Genomic DNA, 16,637 nt, shown 5'->3' with positions numbered 1-16,637 from the left:
ACGACGGTCGGGCAGGCCGCCGCGCGAGTCGCCGCATGACGCTCCATTCGTATCGGTCGTGCACGTCCCCATGCTGGTCGAGTAGCCGCCGGCGGCGGCGTATCGAGACCCGGCGTGCTGGTGAGGGTGGATCTCGATACGCCCGCTGCGCGGGCTACTCGATCAGCATGGGAGGGGCCGCTGCGCGGGCTCCTCGATCAGCAGGGGCGGGGCCGCCGCGCGGTCTGCTCGATCAGCATGGGTGGGACCCGCTGCGCGGCCCGCCCGCGCGGTCAGTCGCGCCCGGTGATGCCCGCGGTCGACGCGATCACGTCGCCCATCTTCTTGCCGAGGGCCTCGTAGAACATCGAGAGCGGGAACTCGTCGTCCAGCACCGCGTCGGTCAGCCCGCGCGGAGCGCCGAGGAGCACCTCGTCCGGCAGCCCGCGCGCCCAGGCGGAGGCGGGGTGCGGCGTCACGGTCGCCGCGACCAGCGCGTAGGCGGCGAGCCAGTGCGCGGTCTTCGGCCGGTCGATCGAGCGCCAGTAGAGCTCGTCGATGGCGTCCGAGAGCGCGACGACGACGTCCGCGACGCTGTCCCACTCGAAGGCGAGCCGGGTGTCGGTCCAGTGCAGCACGCCGTGCTGGTGCAGCCAGGCGAAGAGCAGCTGGCCGCCGAGCCCGTCGTAGTTGCGCACCCGCGAGCCGGTCAGCGGGAAGCGGAAGAGCCGGTCGAAGAGGATGGCGTACTGGACCGTGCGCGCCCGCGCCGCGAGCGCCTCCTCCTCGCCGTCGCGGTACTCCTGGCCGGCCAGGCGCCGCTCGATCGCGACGGACTCGCGGAAGGCGGTCAGATCGCAGCGCAGCTCCTCGAGGGAGTAGAGGAAGAACGGCATCCGCTGCTTGATCATGAACGGGTCGAACGGCAGGTCGCCGCGCATGTGGGTGCGGTCGTGGATGAGGTCCCACATCACGAAGGCCTCCTCCGCGGTGTGCTGGTCCTCGAGCATCCGGCGGGCGTCCTCCGGCAGCTCGAGCCGGGTGATCTCCGCGGCGGCGGAGACGACGCGGCGGAAGCGCGCGGCCTCGCGGTCGGCGAAGATCGCGCCCCAGGTGAAGGCGGGCACGGCGCGCATCGCGACGGTCTCGGGGAAGAGCACGGCGCTGTCGGTGTCGTAGCCGGCGGTGAAGTCGACGAAGCGCACAGGCACGAACAGCGCGTTCGAGTAGTCCCCCGCCTCGAGCTCGGCGACGAAGCGCGGCCAGACGACCTCGACGAGGACGGCCTCGACGTGGCGGTCGCGGCTGCCGTTCTGCGTGAGCATCGGGAAGACGACCAGGTGGCGCAGTCCGTCGATCCGGTCGAGCTGCGGCTGGAACGCCTGCAGCGAGTCGAGGAAGTCCGGGACGCCGAGGCCCTCGGCGCTCCAGCGCTCGAAGTCGACGACGAGCGCCTCGAGGTAGGCGGCGTCGTGCGGGAAGGCGGGCGCAAGGGTGCGGATCGCGTCGACGAGGCGGTCGATCTCGGCGCGGGCGTCGTCCAGGCGGCCCGGGTCGGCCAGCGAGCCGTCCTGCGCCTGCAGCGGCTGCAGTGCGGTGGCCGCGGCCTTGAGGCGGAGCCAGGCGCCGGAGGTCTCGATGCGGTCCTCGACGACCTCGGGTTCTCCGACGACGGTGCTCTGCACGAATTGCGACATGGTGATCCTCCTCACGCTCGTATAACCGGGTGGTTCGGGCCGGATCCGGCCCATCTCCGAGCGTATGGGCCGCGGCGCGCGCTTTTCTTGCGTGGGCCCGGAGCGAATGCGCGAGGTCGGCGATCACGGCGCACGACTCCGCCGAAACGGCCCTCTCTGCGCGGATCGACGGGGGAATCGGCGCGCGATATCAGGCCGCGACCAGCCTTTTCGCAGGTAACACCCCCCGTCCGGGGCTAGATTCGCAAGGTTCCTGCCAAGGCTCCTCCAAGGGGTCGAAGATAGGGCGGACATCTCGGCTGCACACACCCGGCGGCCATCCGATCGACCTGCGACTCCGAACACCTGGCGGAGCGGCAGGGCGTCGGTCCACCTTCAAGAGGAAGGATCGGATCGCGTGACGGGACCCGAACCCGGAAGCGACCACAGAACAGTCAGCATCGATCAGCACTCCGAGACCCTCCGCCTCCTGCCCTGGCCGCAGGCGGACGTCACCGCACTCCGCAGCGATCTCGCGGAGTCCGGAGAGCGTCTCGAGACGGAAGACGAGTTCCTCGACCGGCACGACCGCTACCTGCGCGGTTGGGCCGAGGGGAGCGGGTTCTTCTACGCGATCGAGCTCGACGGGCACTGCGTCGGCTCCATCGGCTATTGGTACGGCCACTCACGTGGCGCGCTCGCCTACGAGACGGGCTGGAGCATCGCTCCCGCTGCCCGTGATCGCGGTGTCGTGGCGCGCTCGGTGCGCCTGCTCCTCGAGGAGGCCGCGGCGTTCCCGCTGCCGCGCTTCGTGCACGCGTACGTCCCCGCGGACGACGCCGAGGACAGCGCGATCTGCGTCGAGGCCGGCTTCGACCGCGTCGACGTCGTGGAGGCCGGCGACCCGCCCGTCCTCTACGCCGACTGGGCGTTCGACCTCGCCGACGTCGCCTAGGAGCGGCGCGCTCGCGCCGGCGATGGGCCGATCATGCTGATCGAGTAGCCCGAGCAGCGGGCGTATCGAGATCGGCTCTCCTGCAGAACGCAGGCGCGACACGCGCTGCGCATTCCTCGAGCAGCAGGAGCGCCGGTCGTGACGCGCCACGGTCGACATCGCGACCCCGCGTCCATATCATCCACGTATGGGTACGACGCGGACGGCGAAATCGACGGGGCTGGCTGGGCTGTGAGCGCCCAGGACGGGGATCTCCGACCGATCTCCTCGCTCGTCGTCTCAGCCGGCGATGGCGTCGGCGCCACCGGTCGGCTGAAGCGAGTGGCCGGGGGACTCCGCCTTGCCGCAGTGGGCGCCGGCCTCTACGACATCGTCGTCGAGCAGGCAGCGCCGAGCGTTCCGCTGACTCTCGAGTCCGCTCCCGCCGGCGTCGACGTCGTCACGGTCGAGGGCGTCTGGCGGGATGGAGGAATCACCGAAGCCCGCATCGTCCCGTTCCGAGAGCCGGTGCGATTCCCGGACGCTCTCGGCGACCGTGCCGAGCCTCCTCTCGTCGCCGGCGGCCGGACGACGAGAGCGGAAGTCCTCGCGGTGGACGTGATGGCTGTCGTCGACGGTCTCCGCGAGTCCGGGCTCGTGTCCTACGTCGCCCACTGCGACGAACGCGGGTGGTTCGGAGTCGCGAGTGCCACCGATCCGGAGCAGGTCCGCCGCGGTCTCCGCCGTGTCCTGGGCGACTCCTTCCTGGTGGTTCATTCCCCCTGGGGACTCCAGACGCTCGACGCCATCGACCGCATCTTCGAGAGCGACGGCGTCGGCCGGGAGACCCTCCACATCGGACGCTTCATCGATCCACGCGGCCGCCTCCGCTCCAGCGCACTGGTCCGCTTCGTCTCTCCCGCGCTGGCCCGTGCCCTCGGGGACACAGGCGCCAGCGCTGTAGACCTCGCCGCCTGGATCATTCCCTCGTCGCCAGACATTTGATCTTCAGCATCCTCATTCGACATCGAACAGCGGAGCGGCGCACTGCACCACCGGGCATCTCGGGGCGCAATGCGACGCTCCGCGCCATCGCGCCCCGTCGGTCGCCGCGGAGCTACCATCCCCGGATGGTTAGGAGCATCTTCCCGGGCGCCCGCGCGCGCGCTGCTGCTGCGCTCGTTCTCGCTGTGTCGGGGCTCCTCGCCGGGTGCGCGGACTCGCGAGTCGAGGAGGCGAGGCCGGTCGACGGACCGGCGTTCTCCGGCCCCTGGGCGGCGGAGTTCCGCTCGCACTTCGACGATGCCGCGTCGGACTTCGAGCGTGGCGTTCTCGCTGACGGCGAGATCACCGACCAGGAGTACTCGGAGATGACCGGCCGCTTCTCGGGCTGCCTCGAGGCCGCGGGGTTCGACTTCTCCGGGTTCGGACGCGGCGGCTCCTACTCCGCCACGCCAGTCTCGCCCGTCGATCCCGACACGTCTCGGCAGGTCACCGACGACTGCGGAGTCCAGGCGGGTGAGCGGAGCATCGGCGCCCTGTACACGTGGATCACCCGGAATCCGGAGAACGTGGACGAGGCGTCGATCATGGTCGACTGCCTGCACCGGAAGGGCCTCGTCGACGCCGGCTACACCGCTGAGGACTGGACCCGCGAGAACGCGGTGTCCTCGCTGCCCGTCTCGATTCCGGCCGATCGCAAGGGCGAGTACGAGGAGTGCGCCGGCGATCCGCTGGGGCTCGTCGATGGCTGAACCGGTCCGGACGTGAGGCCGTCGCGGGCCGCCCGCCTCTCGGTCGGCGTCGTCATCGCGGTGCTCCTCGCCTCGGGCGGCGCCGGGGCCGCACTTCTCCTGGTGACTCCGACGGTGCCCGCGAGCCTGGCGGACTCGTCCGGTCCGGAGACGGTGCCCGTCCCGTTCGAGGAGTTCGCCGATCCTCGCCAGGTCGAGGCCGGGTTCGAGCGGGCACCGGCCGTGTCCCTCGTCTCCGCGACGGAGGGGCTGATGACCGCCTCCTCCTGCCGCGCGGGCGGATCGTTCTCGTCGGGCACGTCGTCCCTCGCGGTCGACGGCGCGCCCGTGCTCTCCCTCGCGACGGCGACGCCGCTCTGGCGCGACCTCGTGAAGGGCGACTCGGGCCCCGACGTGCGCGCCCTGCAGGAGGAGCTCGTCCGCCTCGGCTCGCCGCTGGTCGCCGACGGGATCCTCGGAGACGGTTCGATCCGCGCGATCGAGCACCTCCTCGAGGAGGCGTCGGGGGAGGACGAGCAGCTCGCGGGGATCCCGCGGTCACGGCTGCTCTGGATCCCGGGACCGACGGTCACCACGGCCTCCTGCGGGCTCTCGGTCGGCGGACCGGTCGAGCGGGGGAGTGCCGTCGCCGCAGTCGCCGGTGGGATCGCGGCGCTGCGTCTCCCCTCCGTCCCGGCGGACGTCCTGCCGGGCGAGCGGCGGCTGCTCGTGGACGACGCGGTGCTGACGCTCTCTCCGGAGGGCGCGGTCACCGCCGAGGCCGACCTGCGAGCGTTCGCGGCCACGGTGTCCGCCCGGTCGGCGCTCGCGACCGAGGGGACGACGACCGTCCGCGCCGAGTACGTGCTCGCGAACCCCGTCCGAGTCGGCGTGGTGCCTCCGTCCGCCCTCGTCGGACTCGAGGGCGAGCACGGTTGCGTTCTGGCGGACGGCTCGCCGGCCCGCGTCGAGGTCGTCTCCTCGGAACTGGGCCGCTCGGCGGTCGTCTTCCCCGACGGGGAGGAGCCGGCCTCGGTCGCGGTCCTGCCCGGGGCGCGGAGCTGCGGGTGAGGGTGCACGGGCTCGGGCACCGCTTCGAGCGCGGCCCCTGGCTCTTCCGCGGGCTCAGTGCGGACTTCCGGGTCGGCGAGACCTTCGCGGTCGTCGGTCCGTCGGGGTCCGGCAAGAGCACGCTGCTCGCGCTGCTCGCCGGCTGGGTCGAGCCGACCGAGGGCAGCGTCGATCGAGCAGCGCGCGAGCGGATCGGCTGGGTGTTCCAGAACCCGCACGGCGTCGCCCGTCGATCGGCGCTCGATCACGTCGCCCTGCCGTTCCTCGCCGGCGGGGTCTCCGGTGCGGAAGCCGATCGTCTCGCGGCCGCTCTCCTCGACCGCTTCGATCTCGGGCAGGTGGCCGACCGCGCGTTCCGCGAGCTCTCGGGCGGCGAGGCCCAGCGGCTGATGCTGGCCAGGGCCCTCGCGGCCCAGCCCACCCTCCTCCTCATCGACGAGCCGACCGCCCAGCTCGACCAGCGGACGGCGCAGACCGTGAACCGGGCGATCGCCGAGGCCGCGACGCCCGACTGCGCCCTCGTCGTCGCGACGCACGATCACGGCACGCGCGACTCCTGCACGGCGGCGCTGGACCTCGCCGCACACTCCGGAGGCGGGGAGTGAGGTTCTCGAGCCTGGTCCGCGAGGCCTGGCGCAACGTCTCGACCGGCACCTCGCGTGCGCTGCTGCTCTGCGCGTGCGTCCTCCTCGTCGCCGTGCCGATCCAGATCGCGGACCTGGCGGTGACGCGGCAGCACGTGCGGGAGGCGGAGGCGTACCAGCGGGCCGGCGCCTCCGTGCAGACGCTCGCTGCGCCGGGACGGATCGACGGGGAGGCGTGCGCGGCGCTCGCCGGCTCGGCGACGGTGCGGGCAGCCGGAGCGGTCCGCACCGCCACGTCCGATCTCGTCACGGCCGTGCTGCCCCGCTCGCCGATCCCGCTCTTCGAGGTCACCGCGGGCGTCCCCGAGATCCTCCGAGCCGCGGCGGTGCCCGGGACCGGCGTGGTCCTCGGACCCGAGGCCGCGGACGCCGTCGGGCGCGGCGACGACCTCGCGCTCGCCGGCGGCGGCTCGGTCGCCGTCCGCGGCCGCTACGACTACCCGGACGACGGGCGTCGGCGCGGCTTCGGCTACGCGGCCCTGGCGGGTGCTCCGGCCGGCGAGCGGCCCTTCGACGAGTGCTGGATCGACGCCTGGCCGCAGAGCGAGAGCGTCCGGGCCCTCCTCCTGACGACCGTGCTGCTCGGCGAGAGCGCTCCCGACGATCCGGCGTCCGTGCTCGCACCGCTGAACTCGCGCCTCGGTGCGGCCTTCGACGGCGGGGCTCGCAACGCGGACCGGGTGACGCTCGCCGCCGGGCCGCTCGCGGGACTGCTGGTGCTCGCGGCGTGCTGGGCGGTGACGGGTCTGCGCCGGGTCGAGCTCGCTTCGGCCCTGCACTCGCGCGTCCACCGGGTCGAGCTGCTGGCGGTCCTGCTGCTGGAGTCGCTCGCCTGGCTGATCCCGGTCGGCTCGGCGGGCCTCGCCGTCGCCCTGTTCTTCTCGAGCACCGGTCCGCCCGTCGACGCGGCGGCGACCCTGATCCAGGGCCTCCGGACGCCGGCCGTCGCCGTGCTGGGCGCGGCGACGGGCGTCCTCCTCGGCGTGCTGACGACGCGCGAGAGGCACCTCTTCCGCTACTTCAAGAACCGCTGACGGCGTTGCGGGCGCGCCACCCTTCTGCGGGACGTGGGGTCTCGATACGCGCTGCGCGCTACTCGACCGGCATGATGGCGCGCTGTCGCGCCCGTCCTCTGCGCGCTCGGCGACCACATTGCGCGCTGTTGCGCCCGTTCCCTGCGCGCTCCGGGACCAGCAGGGGCGCCGGGATCTTCACGCGTCTCGGCCGCGCTGGGCCCGTCCATGCTGATCGAGTAGCCCGCGCAGCAGGCGTATCGAGATCCACCAGCGTCAGACGTCGAGTCTGCAGAGCCGGCGTGCCGAGGACGGCGGGTCTCGATACGCCCCTGCGGGGCTACTCGACCAGCATGACGGTGCGCCGTCGTGGGCCCGGGTCAGAGGCCGTGGGACGCCAGCCAGGGGCGGAGGACCGCGAGGAACTCCTCGGGTCGCTCGACGCTGGGGAGGTGGGCGGCGTCGTCGAAGACGTGGGCGTCGGCGCCCGGCACGGTCGCCGAGAGGAAGGCGTGCACCGGGAGCGACTCGGAGACGTCGTGCGCGCCGACCATCGCCAGCGTGGGCACGGCGATGTCGACGACGCGGTCGTAGGCGGGCGGCTCGATCGCGGTCGGCCGCGGCTTCTCGCCCTCGTGGCCGGCGCGGCCGCGGGCGAGCTCGCGCACGGTCTCGACGAAGGCGGGATCGAGCGAGGCGGGATCGCGGTCGGGGCCGAACGCCCACAGCTCCGCCTCCATCCGCGCGACGCGCTCGTGGTCGCCGGCGGTCAGAACCGCGTCGATCTCGTCGAAGCGGCGGTCCTCCTCCTCGGTCAGGTCGGGGTAGGGGAAGCCGCCGACGCCGGGGGCGATCAGCACCAGGCCGGTGACGCGGTCGGGGTGCTCGAGCGTGAGGTCGAGGACGAGCGAGCCGCCGCGCGAGCAGCCGATCACCGTCGCGCGCTCGACGCCGAGGTGCTCGAGTACGTCGAGGGCATCCTGCCGCGGGTCGAACTCGACGTCGTCCGTCCGGGTCTCGCCGAAGCCGCGGGTGTCGTAGCGGATGACGAGGTGGTCCTCCGCGAGCGCGGGGACGACCGGGTCCCACATCCGCAGATCGGTGATGCCCGCGTGCACGAGCAGGAGGGCGGGGGCGGAGGCGGGGCCGTCCGCCTCCCAGTGCAGGGTCGCTCCGGGGACCTCGAGATGCGGCATGCGCCCACCGTAGGCCCGGCCTCGCGACGGGGCAACGGGCGGCGCCTCCTAGGCTGGACGCGGTGCGCCGACCCGCGCCGACGATCCCAGCCCGCGAGCCGCCCGGCTCCGCCGACGAGACGGAGGACGCCGTGGAGGGAGTGCTCACCGGGTTCGCGATCATCGGGACGGTCATCGCGGTCGGCTACCTGATCGCCCGGTTCGGCCTGGTGCCGCCCGAGGGCCGCGCCGTCCTCACCCGCATCGCCTTCTTCGTCACGACGCCGGCGCTGCTGTTCACGGTGCTCGCCCGCGCCGACGTGACGGTGCTGTTCTCCTCCTTCCTCCTGGTGTCGCTGATCACGGTCGCGATCGTGGCGGTCCTCTACCTGGTCGCGTCGCGGCTGTTCTTCCGCCGGCCCGTGCCGGAGACGGTGATCGGCACCGCCGCCTCCTCCTACGTGAACGCCAACAACATCGGCCTGCCGGTCGCGATCTACGTGCTCGGCGATCCGCAGTGGGTCGCGCCGACCCTGCTCCTCCAGCTGCTGCTGCTCGCGCCGACGATCCTCACCGTGCTCGACGTCTCGACGAGCGGGCGCGCCTCCGTCACGGGCATCCTGACCCAGCCGCTGCGGAACCCGATGATCATCGCCTCGGCGCTCGGCCTGGTCGTCTCGGTCACCGGGGTGCAGCTGCCGGCACCGCTGCTCGAGCCGTTCTCGATCATCGGCAACGCGTCGATCCCGCTCGTGCTGATGGCGTTCGGGATGTCGCTGCGCGGGCAGCGGCCGCTGGAGCCGGGGCCCGGGCGGATCGAGGTCGCCGTCGCCTCGCTGCTCAAGACGCTGGTGATGCCCGCGACCGCCTATCTGCTCGGCCGCTTCGCCTTCGCGCTCGACGCGGAGCACCTCTTCGCGGTGACCGTGACGGCGGCGCTGCCGACCGCGCAGAACATCTTCAACTTCGCCTCCCGCTACGACCGCGGCGTCGCCGTGGCGCGCGACACGGCCCTGGTGACCACCGTCACGGCGGTGCCCGTGCTCATCGCCGTGTCCCTCCTCCTGGGTTGACGACGGCGCGGATCGACCGCCGTCCGCCGGCGGGCGTCGCTTAGGCTCTCTCGAATGAGCACCACGACGACCTCCTCTCGCCGCGCCTCCGGCACCCCTCGCCGCAGCAGACGGGGCCTCTGGATCACCCTGACCGTCCTGCTGGTCCTCGTGATCGGCGCGGTCGTCGCCGCCTTCCTCGCGGTGCAGACCTACGAGAAGGCGATGACGGTGCGCGCCAAGCTCACCTCCGCCATCCCGCTGGTCTCCCAGGTCGCCGACCAGCTCACCGGCTTCGACACGGCGGGAGCGGAGTCGACCGCCGGCCAGATCGCCACCCTCACCGGCGAGGCGCGCGACGAGACCGACGACCCGGTGTGGCGGGTGATGGAGATCGTGCCGTTCCTCGGCCCGAACCTCTCCGCCGTGCGCGCCGCGACCGAGATCGCCGACGACGTCTCGGGCAAGATCGTCACCCCGCTCTCCTCCACCTCGCTCGACGTCCTCAAGCCGGTCGACGGCAAGGTCGACATCGCCGCGATCACCGCCCTCTCCGACAAGATCACCGTCGCCAAGGGTGTCGTCGACGAGGCGCAGGCCCGCGTCGAGGGGATCGACCGGGGCGCGCTCGTGCCGCAGGTCGCGTCCGCGCTCGACGCGTTCGCCCCGCAGCTCGAGACGGCGACCAGTGCGATGGACCAGGTCCAGCCGATCACCGCGATCCTCCCCGACGCCCTGGGCGCCAGCGGACCGCGCAGCTACCTCGTGCTCTTCCAGAACCTCGCCGAGGCGCAGGCCCTGGGCGGCGGCGCCTCCTCGGTGATGCAGCTGAACGTGGACGGCGGCGCGATCACGGTGGGGACGCAGCAGTCGAGCCAGGACTTCCGCGGGCTGCAGCCGGTCACGGTCGACCAGAGCGCGCTCGACACCTTCGGCGGCAACCTCGCGACTACGTTCAACGTGTCGACCAGCCGCCCCGACTTCCCGACCGCGTCCTCGATCGCGACGCAGTTCTGGGCGCAGAAGTTCCCGGAGCAGAAGATCGACGGCGTGCTCGCGATCGACCCGATGGCGCTGCAGTACCTGCTCGCCTCGACCGGGCCGGTGACGCTCTCCGACGGCACCGAGCTGACCAGCGAGAACACCGTCTCGACGCTGCTCAACAAGGTCTACTTCCGCTACTCGGACGCGACCGTCGCCGACGCGACCGACGCGTTCTTCTCCGAGGCCAGCGCCACCGTCCTCGGCAAGATCCTCGGCGGCGACATGGAGCCGTCGAAGATGCTCCCCGCCGTGGTGAAGGCCGTCGGCGAGAGCCGGATCCTCGCCTACAGCACCGACCCGGACGAGCAGGCGCTGCTCGCGCCGACCCCGATCGCGGGCGTCCTGCCGACGGACAACGACGACACCTCGACCACCGGCGTGTTCTTCCAGGACGCGTCGATCGGCTCGAAGATGGACTACTACCTCGACACCGCGGTGACCCAGTCGAGCACGAACCGCTGCGCCGCCGGCGGCACGAGCTTCTCCACCCAGGTGACGCTGACGAACACCATCACCGAGAAGGTCGCGCGCACGCTGCCCAAGTACGTGGCGGCGAACGGCGGGAACCGCTTCCCGCTCGGCGACTTCGTCACCAATGTCTACGTCTACGGCCCTCCCGGCACGACGACCTCGCAGGCGCAGGCGTCCTGGTCCGACCCGCTCGGCGAGGCGGCCCGGATCTTCGACCCGACCGACGACCTCGGCCGGCCGGTCGCGCGCGTCTCGGTGCAGCTCGCTCCCGGCGAGTCCACGACGGTGACGATCGGCTTCACCGCCGCCGACCCCGCCGCGACCTTCGGCGAGCAGGCCGTCCGGGTCACCCCGATGATCAACAAGACCGAGGTGACGCTCGCCGACGACCCGACCTGCGCCGGCTGAGAGCGGGGCGGCCGGTGGACGGCCGCTCCGCTCAGGCCAGCGCGGAGCCGGGGATCGAGCTGGTGACGAGCCAGGACGCGAGGAACGCGGTGCCGACGCAGAGCACGAAGGCGACGATCGGGATCCAGAACACCCGGCGGCCGACGAGGTAGCGGATGATCGTCACGCCCACGGCGATCAGCGTCAGGATCGGCGGGCCGATCAGGGCGAGCGAGACGCCCCAGTCGATCCGGTCGTAGTCGCAGGCGATGTTCTGCCCCTCGCACTGGCCGGGGAAGACGGCGAGGATCGCGGCGAGGTAGCCGAGCACCACGCAGAGCAGCCCGAGCGCGAGGCAGCCGAGGATCGAGAGGACCAGGTCCCAGCGGCGGCGCAGCGGCTTCCCGGCGGCGAAGGTCTCGCGGACGGAGCGGTAGGCGTCGGCGCGGAGCTCGTCGTGCGCGCGGGCCACAGCGGGGCGGCTCGCGGCGGCACGCTGGGCGGTGGACGGGCGCTGTGTCGTGGAGGGGCGCTGGGCGCTCGAGGGCTGCTCGGCGCGGGCGCGCTTCTTCTTCGAGGAGGCCACGGTCAGAAGATCATCGGGCGGTCGTCGTCGAGCGAGGTGTCGAGGTCGAGATCGACCACCACGGGGACGTGGTCGCTCGGGGCGTCGCCCTTGCGCTCGTTCCGGTGGATGGAGGCGCCGGTCACCAGGTCGCCGAAGGCGCGCGAGCCGAGCACGAAGTCGATCCGCAGGCCCTCGTTGCGCGGGAAGCGCAGCTGCTTGTAATCCCAGTAGGTGTAGCCCTCGGGGACGAGCGGGCGCACGACGTCGTGCAGGCCGGCGGCGGTGAAGGCCTCGAAGGCCGCGCGCTCCTCGGGGGAGACGTGGGTGGAGCCGGGGCCGAGCGTCGGGTCGCCGACGTCGCTGTCGAGCGGGGCGACGTTCCAGTCGCCGACCAGCGCGAGCGGCAGGTCGGGCTCGGCCGCGAGCCAGGCGCGGGTGCTCGCCTCGAGGGCCGCGAACCACTCGAGCTTGTAGTGCCAGTGCGGGTCGCCGACCGCGCGGCCGTTGGGGACGTAGAGGCTCCAGACCCGCACGCCGTCGACGGTCGCGCCGATCGCGCGCGCTTCGAGCGGGAAGGAGCCGTCCGCCGCGGGCTCCTTGGCGAAGCCGGGCATCCCGGGGAACCCGACCTGGACGTCCTCCATCGGCAGGCGGGAGGCGATGCCGACGCCGTTCCACTGGGTGAGGCCGACCATCTCGACGTGGTAGCCCGCCTGGGCGAAGGCCTCGTGCGGGAACTGCTCGGGCTTGCACTTGAGCTCCTGCATGGCCAGCACGTCGACGTCCTCGCGCACGAGCCAGTCGACGACGCGGCCGGTGCGGGCCCGGATGGAGTTCACGTTCCAGGTGGCGATGCGCATTCCGGAAGTCTAGGAGCCGCCGCCGACAGCTTCCCCGCACGGGGGCCGGGCGCGCGGTCTCCTCCTGCCGACCGATTGCGGAACCGGTGTCGGTGGTCGATGGTTGTCTTGCGCCGTCCCTGAAGCGGCCGCTCCTCCGCGCCGCTCGGCCCGAGCCCCGAAGCTCCGGCCGTCCCCGTGCTCGGCCGATCCGCCTCTCGCGGACCCGGCCGCCCTCTCCCGCCCCGCCCCGACCGGAGGACCCATGATCCTGCTCCGTCTCGCGTCCTCGTACGCGAAGCCCTACTCCCGGTCGATCGCGGCGGTCGTGGTGCTCCAGCTGATCGCGACCCTCGCGGCGCTCTACCTGCCGAGCCTCAACGCCGAGATCATCGACCAGGGCATCGGCCAGGGGGACACCGACTTCATCTGGGCCACCGGCATGACGATGCTCATGGTCTGCCTGGTCCAGGTCGCCGCGGCGATCGGCGGCGTCTACTTCGGTGCGCGCACCGCGATGGCCGTCGGCCGCGACCTGCGCCGCGACGTCTACCGCCGGGTCGACTCGCTGAGCGGGCTCGAGGTCGGCCGCTTCGGCACCGCCACCCTGATCACCCGCGGCACGAACGACGTGCAGCAGGTGCAGATGCTCGTGCTGATGACGCTCAACTTCATGGTCTCGACGCCGATCATGTGCATCGGCGGGATCGTCTTCGCCCTGCGCGAGGACGCCGGGCTCTCCTGGCTGGTCTGGGTCTCGGTGCCCGTGCTCTTCGTCGTCGTCGGCGTGCTGGTCTTCCTGCTGCTGCCGCTGTTCCGCCTGATGCAGGACCGCATCGACGGGATCAACGGGGTGCTGCGCGAGCAGATCACCGGCATCCGCGTGGTCCGCGCCTTCGTCCGCGAGCCGTTCGAGTCCGAGCGCTACCGCCGCTCGAACGACGCGATCACCGAGGTGTCGATCAAGGTCGGCAACATCTTCGTTCTGATGTTCCCGGCGATCATGATGATCCTGCACCTCGCCACGGCCGCCGTGCTCTGGTTCGGCGGGCACCGGGTCGACGCGGGTCAGATGCAGATCGGCTCGCTGACCGCGTTCCTCCAGTACCTGCTGCAGATCCTCACCGCCGTGATGATGGGCGTCTTCATGGTGATGATGATCCCGCGCGCCGTGGTCTGCTCCGAGCGCATCCAGGAGGTCCTCGACACCCGGACCAGCCTCACCACGCCGACCGGCGGCGTCGAGGCGCCGACCGTCGGCCGCGTCGAGTTCTCCGGCGTGGTCTTCGGCTACCCCGGCGCCGAGCGCCCCGTGCTCTCGCAGCTCGAACTCGTCGCCGAGCCGGGCCGGACGACGGCCATCGTCGGCTCGACCGGTGCGGGCAAGACGACGCTGCTCGGCCTCGTGCCGCGGCTGTTCGACCCGCAGGAGGGCTCGGTCGCCATCGACGGCGTGCCCGTCTCCTCGCTCGACCGCGCGCAGCTCGCGAAGGTCGTCGGGCTCGTCCCGCAGCGGCCCTACCTCTTCTCGGGCACCATCGCCTCCAACCTCCGCTTCGGCCGGCCCGACGCGACCGACGCGGAGCTCTGGGAGGCGCTGCGCATCGCCCAGGGCGAGGACTTCGTCCGGGCGAAGGAGCGCGGGCTCGACGAGCCGGTCTCGCAGGGCGGCACCAACGTCTCCGGCGGGCAGCGGCAGCGGCTCTGCATCGCGCGGGCGCTCGTCGCGAAGCCGCGCGTCTACCTCTTCGACGACTCGTTCTCCGCGCTCGACGTCGCGACCGATGCGCGCCTGCGCGAGTCCCTCGCCGAGGCGACCACTGACGCGACCGTGATCATCGTCGCCCAGCGCGTGTCCACCATCCGGAACGCCGACCAGATCGTCGTGCTCGACGCGGGCCGCATCGTCGGCCGCGGCACGCACGACGAGCTCCTCGAGACGAACGCGACCTACCGCGAGATCGTCGAATCCCAGCTGAGCGTGGAAGGGGTGGCCTGAGATGGCACGCGTACGCGACACCGAGGCCCAGGCGGCGCCGGTCGCCGAGTCCTCCGAGCTCGAGCCCGAGTTCGAGCCCGGCGAGGGCGACGGCGGCATGTTCGGCGACGGCCCGCCCGCCCGGAAGGCGCAGAACTTCTGGCCCTCCGCCAAGCGGCTGTTCAGCCTGCTCGGCCCCGAGCGCGCCCGGATGATCCTGGTCGTCGCGCTCGTGTCCGCGTCGGTCGTCCTCACCGTCATCGCGCCGAAGATCCTCGGCCAGGCGATGGACACCATCTTCAACGGCGTCATCGGCTCGCAGCTGCCGGCCGGCGTCCCGCTCGAGCAGATCATCGAGCAGCAGCGGGCCGAGGGCAACGGCACCTTCGCCGACATGCTCTCCAAGACCGCGATCGTGCCCGGCGAGGGCATCGACTTCACCGTCCTCGGGCGCCTGATCATCATCGTGCTGCTGATGTACGTCGTCGCGTCGGTGCTGATGTGGGCCCAGGGCTACATCCTCAACGGCCTCGTGATGCGGGTCGTCTTCGGCCTGCGCCAGGACATCGAGGCGAAGATCAACCGCCTCCCGCTGCGCTACTTCGACACCCGGCAGCGCGGCGACGTGATGTCGCGGGTGACCAACGACGTGGACAACATCCAGACGGCGCTGCAGCAGGCGTTCTCGCAGCTCGTGCAGTCGGTGCTCACCATCATCGGCATCGCCGTGATGATGTTCATCGTCTCCTGGCAGCTCGCGCTGATCGCGCTGGTCTCGATCCCGCTGTCCGCCGTGATCGCCGGCGTCATCGGCGCCCGCTCGCAGAAGCTCTTCGCCGCGCAGTGGAAGAACACCGGCGCGCTGAACGGCCACATCGAGGAGACCTTCTCCGGCCTCGAGATCGTCCGCACGTTCGGCCGCGACCGCGAGATGCTCGAGGAGTTCGACCGCCGGAACGACGCGCTCTACTCGGCCTCGTTCGGCGCCCAGTTCGTCTCGGGCATGATCATGCCGGCGATGACCTTCGTGTCCTACCTCTCCTACGTGCTGATCGCCGTGGTCGGCGGGCTCCGGGTCGCCTCGGGTCAGCTGACCCTCGGCGACGCGACCGCGTTCATCCAGTACTCGCGCGAGTTCACCCAGCCGGTGACCCAGCTCGCGAGCATGGCGAACATGCTGCAGTCGGGCGTCGCCTCGGCCGAGCGCACCTTCGAGCTGCTCGACGCGGACGAGCAGGAGCCGGAGACGGCGGTCGACTCGCTGCCCGAGCGGACCGACGGCCACGTCGAGTTCCAGGACGTCTCCTTCTCCTACGACCCGGAGCAGCCGCTGATCGAGGGACTGACCTTCTCGGCCCAGCCGGGCCAGACGGTCGCGATCGTCGGACCGACCGGCGCCGGCAAGACCACGCTGGTCAACCTGGTGATGCGCTTCTACGAGCTCACGGGCGGGCGGATCCTGCTCGACGGCGTCGACATCACCCGGATCGGCCGCGGCGACCTGCGCTCGCGGGTCGGCATGGTGCTCCAGGACGCCTGGCTCTTCCAGGGCACGATCCGCGAGAACATCCGCTACGGCCGCCTCGACGCGACCGACGAGGAGATCGTCGACGCCGCCCGGGCGACGATGGTCGACCGCTTCGTGCAGCAGCTCCCCGACGGCTACGACACGGTGCTCGACGCCGAGGGCGGAAGCGTCTCGGCCGGTGAGCGCCAGCTGATCACGATCGCCCGCGCGTTCCTCGCCAACCCGTCGCTGCTCATCCTCGACGAGGCGACCTCCTCGGTCGACACCCGCACCGAGCTGCTCGTCCAGCACGCGATGGCGGCGCTGCGCACCGACCGCACCTCGTTCGTCATCGCGCACCGCCTCTCCACGATCCGGGACGCCGACACGATCCTGGTGATGGAGGCCGGCCGCATCGTCGAGCAGGGTGCTCACGAGGCGCTGCTCCAGCGCCGCGGCGCGTACTACGACCTGTACATGACCCAGTTCCGCGGGGGAGCCGAGGAGGGACAGGGCGAGAAGGCCGGTGCGACGCGCGCGGGCGGGGCCGAGTCCGCGCCGTAGGC

General features: G+C 71.9%; 14 protein-coding genes. 10 read left to right on the top strand and 4 right to left on the bottom strand.

The annotated features are described in order from the left end of the window. Positions 1-272: 272 nt before the first annotated feature. Positions 273-1,676, bottom strand: coding sequence for a DUF6421 family protein (locus tag EDF45_RS10440; protein WP_123736233.1), 1,404 nt, complete (start codon positions 1,674-1,676; stop codon positions 273-275). Between the two features lie 397 nt (positions 1,677-2,073). Here EDF45_RS10440 and EDF45_RS10435 point away from each other — a divergent pair, with 397 nt between their 5' ends. The 6 genes from EDF45_RS10435 (at position 2,074) to EDF45_RS10415 (ending at position 7,071) form a co-directional block, all read left to right on the top strand. Beyond that, the gene (locus EDF45_RS10435) at positions 2,074-2,610 is read left to right on the top strand and encodes a GNAT family N-acetyltransferase (protein WP_159421751.1); all 537 of its coding nucleotides are present in this window, start codon (positions 2,074-2,076) and stop codon (positions 2,608-2,610) included. A gap of 138 nt (positions 2,611-2,748) precedes the next feature. Continuing rightward, a complete protein-coding gene (locus EDF45_RS10430) occupies positions 2,749-3,594 on the top strand; it encodes a hypothetical protein (protein ID WP_148060268.1) in 846 nt (281 codons plus the stop codon). Positions 3,595-3,719: 125 nt separating this feature from the next. Further along, positions 3,720-4,343: a hypothetical protein gene (locus EDF45_RS10425; RefSeq protein WP_148060269.1), complete on the top strand. Its 624-nt coding sequence runs from the start codon at positions 3,720-3,722 to the stop codon at positions 4,341-4,343. Between the two features lie 12 nt (positions 4,344-4,355). Further along, the gene (locus tag EDF45_RS21225; RefSeq protein WP_185020147.1) at positions 4,356-5,393 is read left to right on the top strand and encodes a peptidoglycan-binding protein; all 1,038 of its coding nucleotides are present in this window, start codon (positions 4,356-4,358) and stop codon (positions 5,391-5,393) included. After that, positions 5,390-5,998: an ABC transporter ATP-binding protein gene (locus tag EDF45_RS10420; RefSeq protein WP_260312170.1), complete on the top strand. Its 609-nt coding sequence runs from the start codon at positions 5,390-5,392 to the stop codon at positions 5,996-5,998. The genes EDF45_RS21225 and EDF45_RS10420 overlap by 4 nt, the downstream gene beginning before the upstream one ends. Continuing rightward, positions 5,995-7,071 carry a hypothetical protein gene (locus EDF45_RS10415; RefSeq protein ID WP_123736237.1) on the top strand — a complete coding sequence of 359 codons (1,077 nt, stop codon included), beginning with the start codon at positions 5,995-5,997 and terminating at the stop codon, positions 7,069-7,071. Before EDF45_RS10420 ends, EDF45_RS10415 begins: the two co-directional genes overlap by 4 nt. Positions 7,072-7,430: 359 nt before the next feature. Here EDF45_RS10415 and EDF45_RS10410 read toward each other — a convergent pair whose 3' ends face one another. Then, positions 7,431-8,246 carry an alpha/beta fold hydrolase gene (locus tag EDF45_RS10410; RefSeq protein ID WP_123736238.1) on the bottom strand — a complete coding sequence of 272 codons (816 nt, stop codon included), beginning with the start codon at positions 8,244-8,246 and terminating at the stop codon, positions 7,431-7,433. Positions 8,247-8,377: 131 nt separating this feature from the next. On the opposite strand from EDF45_RS10410, the gene EDF45_RS10405 reads away from it, so the two are divergent. Both EDF45_RS10405 and EDF45_RS10400 read left to right on the top strand, forming a co-directional pair. Then, positions 8,378-9,298 (top strand): AEC family transporter, encoded by a 921-nt coding sequence (locus tag EDF45_RS10405; RefSeq protein WP_123736312.1) that lies wholly within the window; start codon positions 8,378-8,380, stop codon positions 9,296-9,298. 54 nt (positions 9,299-9,352) lie between these two features. Continuing rightward, positions 9,353-11,200, top strand: a complete 1,848-nt coding sequence (locus EDF45_RS10400) for a DUF4012 domain-containing protein (RefSeq protein WP_123736239.1) — start codon at positions 9,353-9,355, stop codon at positions 11,198-11,200. A gap of 31 nt (positions 11,201-11,231) precedes the next feature. On the opposite strand, the gene EDF45_RS10395 is transcribed toward EDF45_RS10400, so the two are convergent. Beyond that, complete coding sequence (locus EDF45_RS10395) at positions 11,232-11,765, bottom strand: DUF6264 family protein (protein WP_123736240.1); 534 nt, start codon at positions 11,763-11,765, stop codon at positions 11,232-11,234. Between the two features lie 2 nt (positions 11,766-11,767). Beyond that, positions 11,768-12,607 (bottom strand): exodeoxyribonuclease III, encoded by an 840-nt coding sequence (locus tag EDF45_RS10390; RefSeq protein ID WP_123736241.1) that lies wholly within the window; start codon positions 12,605-12,607, stop codon positions 11,768-11,770. A gap of 244 nt (positions 12,608-12,851) precedes the next feature. Here EDF45_RS10390 and EDF45_RS10385 point away from each other — a divergent pair, with 244 nt between their 5' ends. Both EDF45_RS10385 and EDF45_RS10380 read left to right on the top strand, forming a co-directional pair. Further along, positions 12,852-14,585 (top strand): ABC transporter ATP-binding protein, encoded by a 1,734-nt coding sequence (locus EDF45_RS10385; protein ID WP_123736242.1) that lies wholly within the window; start codon positions 12,852-12,854, stop codon positions 14,583-14,585. 1 nt (position 14,586) lies between these two features. Then, positions 14,587-16,635 (top strand): ABC transporter ATP-binding protein, encoded by a 2,049-nt coding sequence (locus EDF45_RS10380; protein ID WP_123736243.1) that lies wholly within the window; start codon positions 14,587-14,589, stop codon positions 16,633-16,635. Positions 16,636-16,637 lie beyond the last annotated feature (2 nt).

Origin of the sequence: Rathayibacter sp. PhB186, assembly GCF_003751825.1 — a bacterium.
In the GTDB taxonomy this organism is placed as follows: Bacteria; Actinomycetota; Actinomycetes; order Actinomycetales; family Microbacteriaceae; genus Rathayibacter; species Rathayibacter festucae.
Note: the sequence above shows the minus strand (reverse complement) of the source record. Positions and strands in the feature narration are given on the sequence as shown.

Bases quoted from the DNA above. Each gene is read 5' to 3' on its own strand.
- EDF45_RS10390 (WP_123736241.1), bottom strand. From the start codon at position 12,607: ATGCGCATCGCCACCTGGAACGTGAACTCCATCCGGGCCCGCACCGGC.
- EDF45_RS10425 (WP_148060269.1), top strand. From the start codon at position 3,720: ATGGTTAGGAGCATCTTCCCGGGCGCCCGCGCGCGCGCTGCTGCTGCG.
- EDF45_RS10385 (WP_123736242.1), top strand. From the start codon at position 12,852: ATGATCCTGCTCCGTCTCGCGTCCTCGTACGCGAAGCCCTACTCCCGG.
- EDF45_RS10410 (WP_123736238.1), bottom strand. From the start codon at position 8,246: ATGCCGCATCTCGAGGTCCCCGGAGCGACCCTGCACTGGGAGGCGGAC.
- EDF45_RS10380 (WP_123736243.1), top strand. From the start codon at position 14,587: ATGGCACGCGTACGCGACACCGAGGCCCAGGCGGCGCCGGTCGCCGAG.
- EDF45_RS10440 (WP_123736233.1), bottom strand. From the start codon at position 1,676: ATGTCGCAATTCGTGCAGAGCACCGTCGTCGGAGAACCCGAGGTCGTC.
- EDF45_RS10400 (WP_123736239.1), top strand. From the start codon at position 9,353: ATGAGCACCACGACGACCTCCTCTCGCCGCGCCTCCGGCACCCCTCGC.